Here is a 14,926-nt window from a genome sequence, read left to right on the forward strand (position 1 = left end):
CAATCTCCGTCCTTAGCGGCGAGCCAGCCCTGCCACCCCAAAGGCGCTGACAAGGCATATGGCCAGCATGGCGAGGATGAAGGCAACCACGGCCGACCAGCCATCGGCAAGCCAGAAATAGCCGCCGACCGAGCCGGCGATGCTGGAGCCGAGGTAGTAGGCCAGCAGATAGAGCGACGATGCATGCCCCTTGGCCCCGCTTGCAAGCCGGCCGACCAGGGCGCTGGCCACGGAATGGGTAACGAAGAAGCCGATGGTCACCAGGATAATGCCGAGAATGACCAACGGCAGCGGCGTGGCGAGCGTGACGGCAGCGCCAAGCGCAGTCACCAGTACGCCAGCGGGCAGCACGACAAAATGGCCGATACGATCGCCGAGCAGACCGGCGAGCCACGAGGCGACGATACCGAAGAGATAGGCGGTGAAGATCAGGCCGAGTTCTGTCTGGTTGAGATCATAGGGATCGGCCACCAGCCGGAAACCGGCATAGTTATAGACCGTGACGAAGGAGCCCATGACCAGGAAGCCGATGGCGAAGAGCAGCGGCAGCGCCGGATTGCGGAAGTGACCGGCCCAGGCGCGAATATGGAAGGCGGCATCAAAGCCCTTGCGCGGGGTGAAATTGCGCGATGGCGGCAGCAGGAATAGGAAGCCGGTAGCGGCGATCAGCCCGAGCACACCGACAGCGGCAAGCGCAGGCCGCCAGGTGAAGAGTTCGGCGATCGTACCCGTGACCACACGGCCGGCCATGCCGCCAAAGGCATTGCCGGCGATATAGAGGCCCATGGCGCCGCCAAGGCCACGCGGATCGATCTCTTCGGCGAGATAGGTCATGGCGACCGCCGGCACGCCGCCGAGGAGGAATCCTTCCAGTGCGCGGAACACCAGTAATGTCTGCCAGTTCGGCGCGACGGCGCAGGCAATGGTGCAAAGGGCAGCGCCCAGCAGCGAAATGAACATCAGGCTGCGGCGGCCGAGGCTTTCAGAAACGGCGGCGGCGCAGAAGATCGCAAAGGCGAGGAAACCGGTCGAGAGAGACAGCGACAGCGAGCTTGCCGCCGGCGTCACCCCAAAATCCTCGGCGAAGATCGGCATCAGCGGCTGCACGCAATAGAGCAGCGAGAATGTCGCGAAACCGGAGAGGAACAGAGCGATCGTCGCACGCCTGAAAGGCCGCGTGCCGCGCGTCAGGAATTGCCGGGCCTCTGAATGCGGCTCGGTATCGACAAGTTTCAATTCGGGGCGGGAGGGGACTTCGGAGATGACAAGATCTTCCGTCTGGACGGCGCGGGACATGAGGGCACACAACCTTTCTTGCCCACAAATCTAGCCAAGCCGACGTCATTAGTCCAATATATGGAACAGACGATTTCAATAGTTTTTGGAGATAGCGATGGAACTGCGACATATCCGCTATTTTCTGGCGCTGGCGGATGAGGGAAATTTCACCCGCGCCGCCGCCAAGCTCGGCATCGGCCAGCCGCCGCTCAGCCAGCAGATCCGCGACCTCGAAAACGAAGTCGGCGCGGCACTGTTTCACCGTGTCCCGCATGGCGCGGAGCTGACAGCGGCGGGCGAGGCTTTTCAGGTCGAGGCCAAGCTGGCTGTGGATGCGGCGGAAAAGGCCAAGCTTGCTGCCCAGCGCGCCAATCGCGGCGAGATCGGCCGCCTGTCGCTTGGCTTTACCGCGTCTTCCGCTTTCAACACGATCGTCACCTCGACCATCCGCGAATTCCGCAACCGCTGGCCGCAGGTGCGTCTGTCGCTGACCGAGATGAACACCAATGCCCTGACAGAGCGGCTGATGCGCGGCGAGATCGACGCCGCCTTCATTCGCCCCGGCCTGGAAGACCCGCGCAACGTCCGCCTCAAACGCTTCGACGACGAGCCGATGCTGATCGCCCTGCCCGCTCATCATCCCCTCGCCGAGAAGGACCGCGTGCCGATCGCGGCGCTTGCGCAAGAGCCCTTCATCCTCTTCCCCCGCATGGTGGGGCTGAGCCTCTATGACGATATCGCCGCCGCCTGCCGCGACGCCGGTTTCGAGCTCTTGGTGACGCAGGAGGCGCCGCAAATCCCCTCGGTCGTCAATCTCGTCGCCGCCAATCTCGGCGTCTCCATCGTTCCCGCCTCGATCGCCCAGATCAAGCTCGACGGCGTCACCTACCGCCCCATCGACGGGCCGCCGCTGGTGGCGCGGCTCGGGCTCGCGGTGCTGAAGGCGCAGCGTTCGCCGGTCGCGGCCAATCTGATGAGCCTGATTGCCTGACTATCTCAAGGTATCCCAATAGGGTGGATCACCGAATGCCTTTTTCAGGTGATCGGCGATGGCGCGCAGCTTCGCGGAGGGATTGCGCCCCTCCGGATGCGCCATGAAAACGAATTCGGGCTCCGGCCGGCAGCCGACATCGATTTCGACAAGCAGCCCCTCGTTGACGGACGGACCGGCGATGAAGGCCGGCAACAGCGCAATGCCCAGCCCCGCGATCGCCGCATCGCGGGAGACATCGCCATTGTTGATGCCGAGCGCCAATTTCCCTCTGACGACGACTGCCCCCTCCTGCCCCTGGAAACGCCAGTCCGCGACACCGCGATTGGTGTAGAAGATCCCCCTGTGGTTTTCGAGATCGGATGGCGAGGCAGGCAGGCCATGCCGTGCCAGATAGTCAGGCGAAGCGACGAGAAGCCGGCGACTGCGGGCGAGCGGCCAGGCGACGAGACGGGAATCGGCAATCAGCCCATGACGAATGATCGCGTCGTATCCATCGGACGCAGCATCGACGCGGCGGTCGTCGAGTTCGAGCGTCAGTTCGATCTCGGGATGGGCGGCCAGAAAGGGATAGAGCGCCGGGCCGAGATGCATGCGGCCGAAGGTGACGGGGGCGGCGATCCGCAGCGGCCCGGCAAGCGTGCCACGCCGTTCCGCGAGATCGGCCGCGGCTTCACGCACCTCGCGTACGATCCGCGTCGCCCGCTCCAGGAATACGGTGCCGTCCTCCGTCAGCGTCAACTTGCGCGTCGTGCGATGCAGCAGCGTGGCACCCAGCGTCTTTTCCATCTCCGCCAGCCGCTCGCTGACGACGGATTTCGACAGGCGCAGCCGGCGGGCAGCCTCGCTGATCGATCCCGCCTCGGCAACTGTTACAAAAGCAGTGAGCCCTTCAATCTTGAGCATCGTTCGGCAATCCCGAATTCGAGTTCCATGACTTGCAGACTAATCCGAACGATTGAAAAAGACCATCTTGCCTGCATCGGACGAGACAACGGACCGTCCTCACACAGGAGATCGAACAATGAATCGCTTGAATGGAAAAGTCGCAATCGTCACCGGCGCCAGCTCCGGCATCGGCCGCGCCACCGCCAAGCTCTTCGCCGCTGAAGGTGCAAAAGTGATCGTCGGCGCTCGTCGCGGAGCCGAACTGGAAAGCCTCGTTGCCGAGATCGAGGCCGCCGGCGGTGACGCAGCCGCATTGGCCGGCGATGTGCGCTCCGAAGACTATCACAAGGCGCTGGTCACGCTTGCGGTCGAGCGCTACGGCAAGCTCGACATCGCCTTCAACAATGCCGGCACACTCGGCGAGGCAGGCCCCAGCACCGAGGTTTCGGAGGCAGGCTTTGCCGAAGCACTGGCGATCAATCTCACTGCCTCTTTCCTAGCCGCTAAGCATCAGATCGGCGAAATGGTCAAGCACGGTGGTGGTTCGGTGATCTTCACCTCGACCTTTGTCGGCCATACTGTCGGCTTCCCGGGTGTCGCCGCCTATGCCGCCAGCAAATCCGGTCTGATCGGCCTGACACAGACACTTGCCGCTGAATTCGGTCCGCAGAATGTGCGCGTTAATGCCATACTGCCGGGCGCGGTCGACACCGACATGTATCGCGAGATGAACGATACGCCCGACAAGCAGGCTTTCGTGACCAATCTGCATGCGCTGAAGCGTGTTGCCGGTCCCGAAGAGATTGCCCGCTCGGTCCTCTATCTTGCGTCCGACGATGCGAGCTTTGTCACCGGCACCGCGTCGCTGGTCGATGGCGGCGTCTCGATCACCCGGACCTGACCGCTTTCAGGGCGCGCTCATCGCGGGCGGCATGAATGCATAAAGACAGGCCGCGGATCCTTCTCGCGGCCTATCCGTTCAGAACATCGTATTCGTGTTCATCGACTTCTCCGGGATCGGCTGGACCGAGTCCCAATGCTCCTCGATCTTGTTGTTCTCGACGCGGAAAATATCGACAATAGCGCTGCCCCTGTCGCCGGGTTCACGAATGGCGTGGACCCTCAGGATCACATAGTCACCATCGACCATTACCCGGGTAATTTCGCTCTTGGAATGCGGATAGGTTTTCTTCAGGAATTCGATGAAGCCGCGCAGGCCCTCGGGACCATCGGCGGCAAGCGGGTTGTGCTGAATATATTTGCCGAGATATTTTGAAGCGGCATCGAAGTCCTTGTCATTCAGCGCCTTCTGGTAGAAATCCAGAACGATTTCCTTGTTCTTTTGCTCCTCCGGCGAATAGGCGCGCTCGGCGAAGGCCGGCATGGCTGCGGCCAGAATCGGTAGAGCGATCATCACGACCTTCATCAGTTTCAAGGCTTTACTCCTTTGGCGAACTTTCCGCCAATGCTCGCCGACCCGACGAAGCGTCGCAAATGACAAAGCCGTGATTTCCGGCTGACCACGACTGGCGATTGCCTATTGTCTGCCAAAGGCTTAGGCTCATGGGCATAAAAACAAGCGGCGGGCTCAAGCCATGGTTCTTGCGGGAAAACGTATTCTTCTGATCATTTCCGGTGGCATCGCGGCCTATAAGAGCCTCGACCTCATCCGGCGGCTGCGCGAACGCGGCGCTGCCGTCCGTCCGGTCATGACATCGGGCGCCCAGCAATTCGTGACGCCGCTTGCCGTTGGCGCGTTGGCGGCCGACCATGTCTTCACCGACCTGTTCTCGCGGCAGGACGAACAGGATGTCGGCCATATCCGGCTGGCGCGGGACTGCGACCTAGTGCTGATCGCCCCAGCCACCGCCGATCTGCTGGCGAAGATGGCGAACGGGCTTGCGGATGATCTTGCCTCGACGATCCTGCTCGCCACCGACCGGCCTGTGCTTGTGGCGCCCGCGATGAACCCAAAAATGTGGGCGCATGCGGCAACGAAGCGCAATGTCGAGATATTGCGGGGCGACGGCGTCCGCTTTGTTGGCCCCATGGTCGGCGAGATGGCGGAAAGCAAGGAGGCCGGCGCCGGCCGCATGGCCGAGCCGCTGGAGATCGTCGCCGCCGTCGAGATGCGGCTGGATGATGGAGCAAGACCGCTTGCTGGCCGGAAAGCCGTGGTCACCTCGGGTCCGACGCATGAGCCGATCGACCCGGTGCGCTATATCGCCAACCGCTCATCGGGCCGGCAGGGCCATGCCATCGCCTCGGCGCTCGCAGCCCTCGGCGCCGATGTCACCCTCGTTTCCGGCCCCGTCACCATCCCCGATCCGACCGGCATGCGCGTCGTCCATGTCGAGCGAGCAGACGAGATGCGCGATGCCGTGCTCTCAGCCCTTCCGGCAGATATCGCCGTGATGGTCGCCGCCGTCGCCGACTGGAAGGTGGCATCAGCCGCCGACCAGAAGATCAAGAAGCATCCGGGCGAATCCATCCCGACGCTGGCACTCACCGAAAATCCCGACATCCTGAAAACCGTGGGCCATCATACGCAGCGGCCGAAGCTCGTCATCGGCTTTGCTGCCGAAACGCAGGATGTGGAGAACAACGCCAAGGCAAAGCTGGAGCGCAAGGGCGCCGACATCATCGTTGCCAACGATGTCTCGCCCTCAACCGGTATCATGGGTGGCACGCGCAACCGTGTGAAGCTCGTCCGTCATGACGGCGTCGAGCAATGGCCCGACCTCGACAAGGACGAGGTGGCGGCGCGGCTGGCGGCGCTGATCGCCGAACAATTCAGGCAGGGATAGCGGCAGCCGTCTGGGGTACGGCCGAGCTGCGCTTTTCCGGCTGGAAGGGCGTGATGTGCACGCCCATGTCGTCGATCAAAACGGCGCTTCCATCCGGAATTTCCGTCCAGGCATCGACATCGTCGTTCAGCGGTTCGGACACCAAGCAATAGCCTGACCCGACCGGCGAGGCATAGAGCGTCGGCGCCTTGCGGTCGGTGGCATAGCGCACTGCATGCAGCGATTTTCCATCGGAAAAGGCAGCCGTGAAGCGCACCAGCGCCGAACCGGTCAGATGCACCGACAGACCCTCGACGAAGCTGATGGTCTCTGAAATGGCCGCGACCGGGTTGGTCGTGAGGCCGAACTGCAGCGCCAGCAGGAACATCAGCTCGGAATCGGTCGTGCCGCTGCGAGCCTGAAACAGGTGATCGTCGAGCATGGCTTCCATCGGCCGGCGCAAGCGGTCGAAATTGGAGATCTGGCCGTTGTGCTGGAAAGCCCAGTTCTCATGCACGAAGGGGTGGCAATTGTCGCGCCGCGTGCCGCCTCCGGTCGCGGCGCGGACATGGGCGAGAAAGAGCGGCGAGCGAATCTGTCGCGCCAGGCTCTTCAAATTGCAGTCGGACCAGGCCGGCAGGATATCGCGATAGCGGCCCGGTTCCGGCCGGTCGCCATACCAGGCAATGCCGAAACCGTCGCCGTTGGTCGCCGTCTTGGCGCGCGTAGCGCAATGAGATTGTTCGATCAGGGAGTGGGCAGGCGAAGACACCAGCTCCTCCAGATAGAGGGGGTCTCCACGATAGGCTGCCCAGCGACACATATGTCTTTTTCTCCAATTCCCGCTGGCTTCCTGTCTCGCGGGAGAATGTCAAATCTAAGGACGATTGTTCAGCGGAATGGGTAATAAACTGTTAATTTCTGGCTGCTCCGACCGTCAAGATGACAGATATTTGACGCATCGTCCGATCACATTTTTGCGTCGCAGCATTTTTCTTTTGTGAACGGCGCTCTTGAGGCAGCGCATCCTGCCTCAAGCAAAAGCGCAATGAGGTCGTCGCGTTTCAATGCGAAACGAAGCGTGAAACGCTCCAAGCACCCACCCTCTTGCATCCGGTGAAATTTGAGCTACGTTAGGCATATTATCAACGTAACGAAAGGAAGGTGATCCAATGTCTAGTGAGATTTCGGTCCTCGTACCGGGCATGGAAATGGTTGTGAGCGCAGCGGGGCAGCCCTCGCTCTGATCAAAGCCTTCCGGAAGCGGTCTACGCTTCAGGCCAGTTACGGGCCAAAACTCATGGAAGGGTCGCTTCGTGCGGCCCTTTTTTGTGTCCGGCGATTACCGATATCGCGGCATCCAAGACTGCTCATCTCCAAGAGAAACCAGCTTGCGGTCGCTTTTTTACTTGCCGAATGGGAAGAGCGCCTTAGCTAACCCTGTATGACTTACCAGGAACAGCCCGAACAGGGCGAAGCCAAACCGGCGCTGTCGAACGAACCGGCGCTTACCGCACTCTCAATGTATCCTGACCAGTGGGCGTTGTTTCTCGACATCGACGGAACGCTGCTCGACCTCGCGGAAACGCCGGAAGCGATTGTCGTTCCTCCGTCCCTGCCCTACGCCCTGCAGGCCCTTTCCCGTAAGCTCGGCGGCGCTCTGGCAGTGGTAACGGGTCGCTCTGTTGCCTTTGTCGACCCCCTCTTCGCCCCCTTCCACTTTCCGGTCGCAGGCCTCCATGGTGCTGAGCGGCGCGACGCGGCGGGACGGTTGCGGCGCGCTCTGATCCCGCCGGCATTTGAGGAAATGAAACGCACGATTGCACGGGAGGCGGAAGCCTGGCCCGGCGCGCTTGTCGAGGACAAGGGGGCTGCGGTCGCCGTTCACTACCGGCAGGCACCGGAGCGCGAGGCCGAGATTGCCGAGGCGATGCAGCGCTATCTCGAGGAAGCCGGCCCGGACTGGACCCTGCAGCGCGGCAAGTCGGTGGTCGAGATCTGCCCGGCGCGCGCCGGCAAAGGCCATGCCGTCGAAGCCTTTCTCGGCGAGGAGCCCTTCATCGGGCGAAAGCCGCTTACGATCGGCGACGACGTCACCGACGAAGCCATGTTCGCCGCCGCCAACCGCCTCGGCGGCCAGTCCGTGCGCATCGGCCCGCCAAACGACAAAACACTGGCGCGTGCATCCATTTCCTCGCCCGCGCGTTTAAGAGAGATACTCGCGTCCCTCGCGGCATAGGCACCTTCACTGCCGATTGTCGTATTCGTTTTGAAAGGACACCCCGTGAGCCGTCTCATCGTTATTTCCAATCGTGTCTCCGTTCCCGATAAGAAAGGCACCGCCGCTGGCGGTCTGGCCGTGGCCCTGCGCGCGGCACTTGAAGAGCATGGCGGCATCTGGATGGGCTGGTCCGGCAATTCCAGCGGCGACAAGGAGCCGGAACCACTGGTAATGACGGACCATGGCAACATCACCTATGCCCTGACCGATCTCACCCAGACCGATGTCGAGGAATATTACCATGGCTTCGCCAACCGCGTGCTCTGGCCGATCTGTCATTACCGGCTGGATCTTGCCGAATATGGCCGCAAGGAGATGGACGGCTATTTCCGCGTCAACCGCTTCTTTGCCCATCGCCTCGCGCCGCTGATCGAGCCGGACGACGTCATCTGGGTGCATGACTATCATCTCATTCCGCTGGCAGCCGAGCTGAGGCAAATGGGTCTGAAGAACCGCATCGGCTTCTTCCTGCACATCCCATGGCCGCCGGCCGATGTGCTCGCCATCATGCCCGTGCATCAGGAGATCATGCGCAGTCTCTCCGCCTACGATCTGCTCGGATTCCAGACGGACCACGACCTCGAAAACTTCGCCAGTTGCCTCAAGCGTGAGGAGATCGGCGACGAGATCGGTCCCGGCCTCTTCAGCGCCCATGGCCGGACGTTTCGTGGTGGGGCCTATTCGATCGGCATCGAGACCGCCGCCTTCGCGGACTTCGCCCGCAAAGCGGCCGGTCACAGCATGGTGCGCAAGGCCCGGCAGAGCATCGAGGGCCGCGACCTGATCATCGGCGTCGACCGACTCGATTACTCCAAGGGGATCACCCAACGCATCGAAGCTTTCGAGCGTTTCCTCGGCGACAATCCCGCCTATCAGAACCGTGTGACCTATCTGCAGGTTACCCCGAAATCGCGCTCCGAGGTGCCGGAATACGAGGCGATGCAACAGGCCGTCGCCGAGCAGGCGGGTCGCGTCAACGGCGCGATCGGCACGGTCGACTGGGTGCCGATCCGCTATATCAACCGCTCGATCAGCCGCCCCGTGCTGGCCGGCCTCTATCGGTTGGGCAGGATCGGTCTGGTGACGCCGCTGCGTGACGGCATGAACCTCGTCGCCAAGGAATATGTGGCAGCACAGGACCCAGATGATCCCGGCGTGCTGGTGCTATCGCGTTTCGCAGGCGCCGCGCGCGAGCTGAAGGGCGCACTCCTCGTCAATCCCTACGACATCGAGGCAACCGCCAATGCCATGGCGCGTGGGCTGACCATGCCGCTTGAAGAACGGCAGCGGCGCTGGCGCGGTATGATGGATTATCTGCTCGAACATGATGTCGTGCGCTGGTGCAATGATTTTCTGAAGGACCTGACGGAAGAGGCGAAGCCGCCGGTCAATCAGGTCACTTTACGGCTGGTTCCGTGAGCAGCCATTCCGTCAGTCGCCCGGCATGCATGCTCGGCGACTTCGGCGGGAGAAGCCAGTAACCGCGATCCGGTGTCTCCAGCATCGGACCAGCGGTTACCAACATGCACCCGGCCAGCAACTGATCCACCAGGCCCATCCAGCCGAGCGCCAGCCCCTGCTCGCCGATCGCCGCCTGCACCACCAGAGAATAGGTGTTGAACCGCAGGTCGCCTTGGGCGGCATAGGTGTCCCTAATGATGCCAAGTTCGGCGAAATAACTCTTCCAGTCGAACCAGGGCGATGGCGCTTCCGTGTCCAGATGTATGAGCGTTGCCCGCACCAGATGGCCTGGATCGTTGAAAGGGCCGTATTTGTCGACGAAGCCCTGCGCACAGACCGGCGCCACCTTCTCGGGCAACAGCAGCACCGCTTCGGGGCCAAACTCCTGACGGGTGCCGAAGACGACGGCGACATCGCCGCTGTCCGACTGGCCGCGCTCCTGCCGCTGCGTGGCGACGATCTGGATATCCAGCTCCGGATAGGCCAAGCGAAAACGTTGCATGCGCGGGATCAACCACAGGGCGGAGAAGGCATAGTCGGTCCGCAGCCGCACCATCGGGCGCTCCGCTTCGGCGCGAAAGCTGTGCACCAATGAATCGACGCCACCGACCGCTTTTTCGGCGATCTCCAACAGACGACGGCCTTCCGATGACAGTTCGACGCCCCGATGCTGGCGATGGAACAGGGGGACACCCATCTGCTCCTCGATCCGCCGGATCTGATAGCTGACGGCCGGCTGTGTCAGTCCGAGGCTGGCTGCCGCAGATGACAGGCTGCCTGAACGTGCCACCTCGACAAAAATCCGCAGCCACCCGAGATCTATTGGCCGTTCAGCCATAAAATTTCCTTTTGGCACCTATCGAAAAAAGCAAGCTTTACAGCCTCGATGCTACTGATGTTCAATAAAATCAGCAAATAGTAAGAGAGAATCGTAAAGACCTCTTTCGGCCTCCGATCCCGCCCAAGGAATTGCAGCAATGGCGCGTCCGAATATTCTCATCCTGATGGTCGATCAGTTCAACGGAACCCTGTTTCCCGACGGCCCGACCGATTTTCTCCACGCGCCCGTGTTGAAGGCGTTGGCAGAACGTTCCGTGCGCTTTGCCAACAGCTATACGGCAAGTCCGCTCTGCGCGCCGGCGCGAGCCTCCTTCATGTCCGGACAATTGCCGAGCCGCACCCGCGTCTATGACAATGCCGCCGAATTCGCCTCCGATATCCCGACCTTCGCGCATCATCTGCGCGCCGCCGGTTATCAGACGGCGCTCTCCGGCAAGATGCATTTCGTCGGGCCGGACCAGATGCACGGCTTCGAGGAGCGTCTGACCACGGATATCTATCCCGCCGATTTCGGCTGGACGCCGGATTATACCAAGCCCGGCGAACGCATCGACTGGTGGTATCACAATCTCGGCTCAGTGACCGGCGCCGGTGTCGCCGAGATCACCAACCAGATGGAGTATGACGACGAGGTCGCCTATCACGCCACCCGCAAGCTGCTCGATCTGTCGCGCGGACACGATGAGCGGCCCTGGTGCCTGACCGTCAGCTTCACCCACCCGCACGACCCCTACGTCGCCCGCCGCCGCTTCTGGGATCTCTACGAGGACTGCCCGGCGCTCGACCCCGAGGTTGGCGAAATCCCCTTCGACCGGCAGGACCAGCATTCGCAGCGCTTGATGAAGGCGAGTGATCATGCCGCCTTCGACATCACGCCGGAACAGGTCCGCCGGGCGCGGCGCGGCTATTTCGCCAATATCTCCTATGTCGACGAGAAGATCGGCGAAATCCTCGATGCGCTGGAGCGCGGCCGCATGGCCGACAACACCGTTATCCTCTTCGTCTCCGACCATGGCGATATGCTCGGAGAGCGCGGACTGTGGTTCAAGATGAACTTCTTCGAGGGCTCGGCCCGCGTGCCGCTAATGATCGCTGCACCCGGCTGGCAAGCCCGTCGCATCGACCAGCCGGTCTCGACACTCGACGTCACACCGACGCTGGCCGGTCTTGCCGGTATCGATATCGCCTCGCTCCGCCCATGGACCGATGGCGAGGATCTGGCGCCCCTCGCCCATGGTACGGGAAGCCGTGGACCGGTGCCGATGGAATATGCGGCGGAAGGGTCCGAAGCGCCGCTCATCGGCCTGCGCGATGGGCATTACAAGCTGGTGCTCTGCGACAAGGACCCGCCCATGCTCTTCAATCTCGAAGCCGATCCCAAGGAGCTGACCAATCTCGCCGGCGATCCCGCCCATGCGGAAACGCTGGCGCAGCTGACCGCGCAGGCGATGCAGCGCTGGAACCTCGCCGCCTTCGACGCCGCCGTGCGCGAGAGCCAGGCGCGGCGATGGGTGGTCTATGCGGCGCTGCGCAACGGCGCCTATTATCCCTGGGATTACCAGCCGCTGCAGAAGGCCTCCGAGCGCTATATGCGCAACCATATGGACCTGAACGTCCTGGAGGAGAACCAGCGTTTTCCACGCGGGGAATGAGGTTTCCTGTGGCCGGGCTTTGCCGGAGACGATATGGTCCGGCCGACATCGGGGAGAAAATGTCCATGAAAATCAGCGCACGCAATCGCCTCAAGGGCAAGGTCGTCGAAGTCACCAAGGGTGCGACGACCGCCCATGTCCGCATCGATATCGGCAACGGCTCGATCGTCACCTCATCGATCACCAACGAGGCGGTCGACGAACTGGGCCTGACGGTCGGCGCTGACGCCTATGCCGTCATCAAGGCATCCGACGTCATGGTCGCCGTCGACTAAGTTTCCCGCTTTTGGCAGTAATGCGCCCTTCCCTCGTCGCCGGTCTGGAAATCGCCGGGCTGCGGCGGTGCGATCGGTTTGAACAATGTCCTGTCCGGCTTCAGGTCCAGAAGCGGCGTACCATCGAGGCAATCGAGGCCGCGCACGAGCAGAATAGCTCCCTCTACCGCTTCCAGCTTGACGATGGAGGTGCCGATCGGGTTTGGCCGCACCGGCGAGCGCAGCGAAAACGTGCCGTGCACCTTGCCGCTCTTGGCCGGGCTTTGCAGTACGAGATCGCGGCGTGAGCGATCCAGCCAATAGAGAATTTCCAGCCGTTCGAAAGCCTCCACGCCCTTCAGCGCCGGCACCCAGGGCTCGAAAATCTCGATGCGGCAAAGCGGCCCGTCATGTCGCCCCTGGCGCGGCGTCTCCATCCGCGAGGTCCATGGCGTCGAGATGCGGCCGATGAAGGTGAGACCGGCATCGGCCGCGGCCGGCGGCTCGACCGCCACCTCGTTTTCGCGGATTTCATTCTCGCGGACCATGGTTTCCCCCTTCCGGAGCAAGAGTGTTCGGCGGCTTGGCCGATGTGGTTATAAAATCGATGAATGCCCTGAGCGGAGCGGGCACAAGGCGCCGCCCGGGATAATAGAGAAACGGCCCGGAGAAGGACTGCCACCATGGTTCGAGCACGGGTTCGAGCGCGCCGCTGTCGAGATGCGGACGCAGCCATTCCTCGAAAAGATAGACGATGCCGGTGCCGGCGATCGCAGCGGCCACGACGAGATCGGTCGCGCCGCCGATGCTGACGATAAGCGGGCCTGTGGGCGTGATCCGCACGATTTCGCCGTCACGCTCGAACTCGCAGGGCGGCATCAGGCCGCTGGAGAAACGACCGCGAAGACAGGCGTGATTGATCAGCTCGCTCGGATGCTCCGGCCTGCCATGAAGGTCAAGGTACGAGGGTGAAGCGGCAGTGGCGAAGCGCTGGGTGCGTGGTCCGATCGGTATGGCGATCATGTCCTGCTCCAGCCGCTCGTCATAGCGGATGCCGGCATCGCAGCCGGCTGCGAGGACATCGACAAAGCTGTCCTCGGCGATGATCTCCAGCTGGATATCGGGATAGGCGGCGAGAAACCGCGGGACGATGTCAGGCAGTACAAGCCGCGCTGCGCTGATCGGCACGTTCAGCCGCAAGGTTCCCGCCGGCCTGTCGCGGAAACCGTTGACCACGTCGAAGGCCGCCTCCATCTCCGACAGTGCAGGCCCGAGCCTTTCCAGCAGTCGTTCTCCCGCCTCGGTCGGCACGACGCTGCGGGTTGTCCGATTAAGCAATCGCACACCAAGCTCGGCCTCAAGGCGGCGGACCGCCTCGCTCAAGCCGGAAGGACTTTTGCCGCTCAGGCGCGCGCCCTCGCGAAAGCCCTTGGCACGCGCTACGGCGACAAACGCGCTCATGTCCAACAGATCGATCTTCACTGTTCGCTACTCCGCACAGCCTGTGCGGATTGTACCGGATTATCACGCAGGCCAGCAACGCCTATTTCTGGATGGAAGTTAAAAGGAGATATCCCATGTCCAGCATCGACCACTCCGGAACATTCACCCTTGGCGATCGCAGCGTGAAGCGGCTCGGCTATGGAGCCATGCAGCTTGCCGGGCCCGGCGTGTTCGGGCCGCCTCGGGATCGCGACGCGGCGGTGGCCGTCCTAAGGGAAGCCATTGCGAGCGGCGTCAACCATATCGACACCAGCGACTTCTACGGCCCGCACGTCACCAATGAAATCATCCGCGAAGCGCTCCATCCCTATCCTGACGAACTTGTCATCGTTACCAAGATCAGTGCCCGTCGCGGAACGGACGGTTCGTGGATCCCGGCGATGTCGCGCGAAGAATTGACACAGGCCGTGCATGACAACCTGCGCAATCTCGGTCTCGATGTGCTTGAGATCGTCAATCTTCGTAGCATGCTCGATGTGTACGGCCCGATCGAGGGATCGCTCGAAGCGCCCCTGACGGTGCTTGCCGAACTCCAGCAAAAGGGCTTGGTGCGCCATATAGGGCTCAGCAACGTCACACCGACGCAGATTGCCGACGGCCGCAAGATCTGCGAGATCGTTTGCGTGCAGAACTTCTACAATCTGGCACACCGCGATGACGACGCCCTGATCGACGCGCTTGCCCGCGAGAGTACCGCCTATGTGCCGTTCTTCCCGCTCGGCGGGTTCAGCCCGCTGCAATCGTCGACCCTCTCCGACGTCGCCGAACGCCTCGGTGCCACCCCCATGCAGGTTGCGCTCGCCTGGCTGCTGCGCCGCGCACCCAACATCCTGCTCATTCCGGGCACGTCGTCCGTCGCCCATCTCAGGGAAAATCTGAAAGCGCCTGAGATCGATCTGCCGGACGATGCACTGGCCCAGCTTGATGGCGTGGCAAAGGCCAGCGCGATCTGAGAGCTGGAGGCTCCCGTTCCATGATCCCCAATATCACGC

The 14,926-nt window shown here is 62.3% G+C and carries 15 protein-coding genes; 8 read left to right on the forward strand and 7 right to left on the reverse strand.

What is annotated here, in order from left to right:
* Positions 1 to 12: 12 nt before the first annotated feature.
* Positions 13 to 1,296: an MFS transporter gene (locus tag AB6803_RS15470; RefSeq protein WP_371109704.1), complete on the reverse strand. Its 1,284-nt coding sequence runs from the start codon at positions 1,294 to 1,296 to the stop codon at positions 13 to 15.
* Between the two features lie 97 nt (positions 1,297 to 1,393).
* Between AB6803_RS15470 and AB6803_RS15475 the strand changes: the two genes are divergently transcribed.
* Entirely contained in the window at positions 1,394 to 2,269 is an 876-nt protein-coding gene (locus tag AB6803_RS15475) for a LysR family transcriptional regulator (protein WP_371109705.1), read from the forward strand.
* On the opposite strand, the gene AB6803_RS15480 is transcribed toward AB6803_RS15475, so the two are convergent.
* Complete coding sequence (locus AB6803_RS15480; RefSeq protein WP_371109706.1) at positions 2,270 to 3,175, reverse strand: LysR family transcriptional regulator; 906 nt, start codon at positions 3,173 to 3,175, stop codon at positions 2,270 to 2,272.
* Between the two features lie 118 nt (positions 3,176 to 3,293).
* On the opposite strand from AB6803_RS15480, the gene AB6803_RS15485 reads away from it, so the two are divergent.
* A complete protein-coding gene (locus AB6803_RS15485; protein WP_371109707.1) occupies positions 3,294 to 4,058 on the forward strand; it encodes an SDR family oxidoreductase in 765 nt (254 codons plus the stop codon).
* A gap of 78 nt (positions 4,059 to 4,136) precedes the next feature.
* Here the strand turns inward: AB6803_RS15485 and AB6803_RS15490 are convergent, their stop codons facing one another.
* On the reverse strand, positions 4,137 to 4,583 hold the full coding sequence (locus AB6803_RS15490; protein WP_371109954.1) for an ester cyclase: 447 nt from the start codon (positions 4,581 to 4,583) through the stop codon (positions 4,137 to 4,139).
* Between the two features lie 169 nt (positions 4,584 to 4,752).
* On the opposite strand from AB6803_RS15490, the gene coaBC reads away from it, so the two are divergent.
* Entirely contained in the window at positions 4,753 to 5,964 is a 1,212-nt protein-coding gene (gene coaBC, locus AB6803_RS15495) for a bifunctional phosphopantothenoylcysteine decarboxylase/phosphopantothenate--cysteine ligase CoaBC (RefSeq protein WP_371109708.1), read from the forward strand.
* Here coaBC and AB6803_RS15500 read toward each other — a convergent pair.
* Positions 5,951 to 6,766, reverse strand: coding sequence for a class II glutamine amidotransferase (locus AB6803_RS15500; RefSeq protein WP_371109709.1), 816 nt, complete (start codon positions 6,764 to 6,766; stop codon positions 5,951 to 5,953). The genes coaBC and AB6803_RS15500 overlap by 14 nt on opposite strands.
* Positions 6,767 to 7,387: 621 nt before the next feature.
* On the opposite strand from AB6803_RS15500, the gene otsB reads away from it, so the two are divergent.
* Both otsB and otsA read left to right on the forward strand, forming a co-directional pair.
* Positions 7,388 to 8,182 carry a trehalose-phosphatase gene (gene otsB, locus AB6803_RS15505; RefSeq protein ID WP_371109710.1) on the forward strand — a complete coding sequence of 265 codons (795 nt, stop codon included), beginning with the start codon at positions 7,388 to 7,390 and terminating at the stop codon, positions 8,180 to 8,182.
* Between the two features lie 45 nt (positions 8,183 to 8,227).
* A complete protein-coding gene (otsA, locus tag AB6803_RS15510) occupies positions 8,228 to 9,643 on the forward strand; it encodes an alpha,alpha-trehalose-phosphate synthase (UDP-forming) (protein WP_371109711.1) in 1,416 nt (471 codons plus the stop codon).
* Here the strand turns inward: otsA and AB6803_RS15515 are convergent.
* Positions 9,621 to 10,523: a LysR family transcriptional regulator gene (locus tag AB6803_RS15515; protein ID WP_371109712.1), complete on the reverse strand. Its 903-nt coding sequence runs from the start codon at positions 10,521 to 10,523 to the stop codon at positions 9,621 to 9,623. The genes otsA and AB6803_RS15515 overlap by 23 nt on opposite strands.
* 139 nt (positions 10,524 to 10,662) lie before the next feature.
* Between AB6803_RS15515 and betC the strand changes: the two genes are divergently transcribed.
* Positions 10,663 to 12,177 carry a choline-sulfatase gene (gene betC / locus AB6803_RS15520; RefSeq protein ID WP_371109713.1) on the forward strand — a complete coding sequence of 505 codons (1,515 nt, stop codon included), beginning with the start codon at positions 10,663 to 10,665 and terminating at the stop codon, positions 12,175 to 12,177.
* A gap of 65 nt (positions 12,178 to 12,242) precedes the next feature.
* Positions 12,243 to 12,452 carry a molybdopterin-binding protein gene (locus tag AB6803_RS15525; protein ID WP_007702758.1) on the forward strand — a complete coding sequence of 70 codons (210 nt, stop codon included), beginning with the start codon at positions 12,243 to 12,245 and terminating at the stop codon, positions 12,450 to 12,452.
* On the opposite strand, the gene tsaA is transcribed toward AB6803_RS15525, so the two are convergent.
* Together tsaA and AB6803_RS15535 are read right to left on the reverse strand one after the other, a co-directional pair.
* Entirely contained in the window at positions 12,449 to 12,979 is a 531-nt protein-coding gene (gene tsaA, locus AB6803_RS15530; RefSeq protein WP_371109714.1) for a tRNA (N6-threonylcarbamoyladenosine(37)-N6)-methyltransferase TrmO, read from the reverse strand. The two genes, AB6803_RS15525 and tsaA, sit on opposite strands and share 4 nt — an antisense overlap.
* A complete protein-coding gene (locus AB6803_RS15535) occupies positions 12,963 to 13,913 on the reverse strand; it encodes a LysR family transcriptional regulator (protein WP_007702765.1) in 951 nt (316 codons plus the stop codon). Before AB6803_RS15535 ends, tsaA begins: the two co-directional genes overlap by 17 nt.
* A 95-nt stretch (positions 13,914 to 14,008) precedes the next feature.
* On the opposite strand from AB6803_RS15535, the gene AB6803_RS15540 reads away from it, so the two are divergent.
* The gene (locus AB6803_RS15540; protein ID WP_371109715.1) at positions 14,009 to 14,887 is read left to right on the forward strand and encodes an aldo/keto reductase family oxidoreductase; all 879 of its coding nucleotides are present in this window, start codon (positions 14,009 to 14,011) and stop codon (positions 14,885 to 14,887) included.
* The last annotated feature ends 39 nt before the right edge of the window (positions 14,888 to 14,926 follow it).

It is taken from the genome of Rhizobium sp. RCC_161_2, assembly GCF_041355235.1.
Lineage (GTDB): Bacteria > Pseudomonadota > Alphaproteobacteria > Rhizobiales > Rhizobiaceae > Rhizobium.

Coding starts and splice junctions, on each gene's coding strand:
- AB6803_RS15480 (WP_371109706.1), bottom strand. CDS start 3,175: ATGCTCAAGATTGAAGGGCTCACTGCTTTTGTAACAGTTGCCGAGGCG.
- coaBC (WP_371109708.1), top strand. CDS start 4,753: ATGGTTCTTGCGGGAAAACGTATTCTTCTGATCATTTCCGGTGGCATC.
- AB6803_RS15490 (WP_371109954.1), bottom strand. CDS start 4,583: ATGAAGGTCGTGATGATCGCTCTACCGATTCTGGCCGCAGCCATGCCG.
- AB6803_RS15500 (WP_371109709.1), bottom strand. CDS start 6,766: ATGTGTCGCTGGGCAGCCTATCGTGGAGACCCCCTCTATCTGGAGGAG.
- AB6803_RS15525 (WP_007702758.1), top strand. CDS start 12,243: ATGAAAATCAGCGCACGCAATCGCCTCAAGGGCAAGGTCGTCGAAGTC.
- otsB (WP_371109710.1), top strand. CDS start 7,388: ATGACTTACCAGGAACAGCCCGAACAGGGCGAAGCCAAACCGGCGCTG.
- AB6803_RS15540 (WP_371109715.1), top strand. CDS start 14,009: ATGTCCAGCATCGACCACTCCGGAACATTCACCCTTGGCGATCGCAGC.
- tsaA (WP_371109714.1), bottom strand. CDS start 12,979: ATGGTCCGCGAGAATGAAATCCGCGAAAACGAGGTGGCGGTCGAGCCG.
- AB6803_RS15475 (WP_371109705.1), top strand. CDS start 1,394: ATGGAACTGCGACATATCCGCTATTTTCTGGCGCTGGCGGATGAGGGA.
- betC (WP_371109713.1), top strand. CDS start 10,663: ATGGCGCGTCCGAATATTCTCATCCTGATGGTCGATCAGTTCAACGGA.
- AB6803_RS15515 (WP_371109712.1), bottom strand. CDS start 10,523: ATGGCTGAACGGCCAATAGATCTCGGGTGGCTGCGGATTTTTGTCGAG.
- AB6803_RS15485 (WP_371109707.1), top strand. CDS start 3,294: ATGAATCGCTTGAATGGAAAAGTCGCAATCGTCACCGGCGCCAGCTCC.
- AB6803_RS15470 (WP_371109704.1), bottom strand. CDS start 1,296: ATGTCCCGCGCCGTCCAGACGGAAGATCTTGTCATCTCCGAAGTCCCC.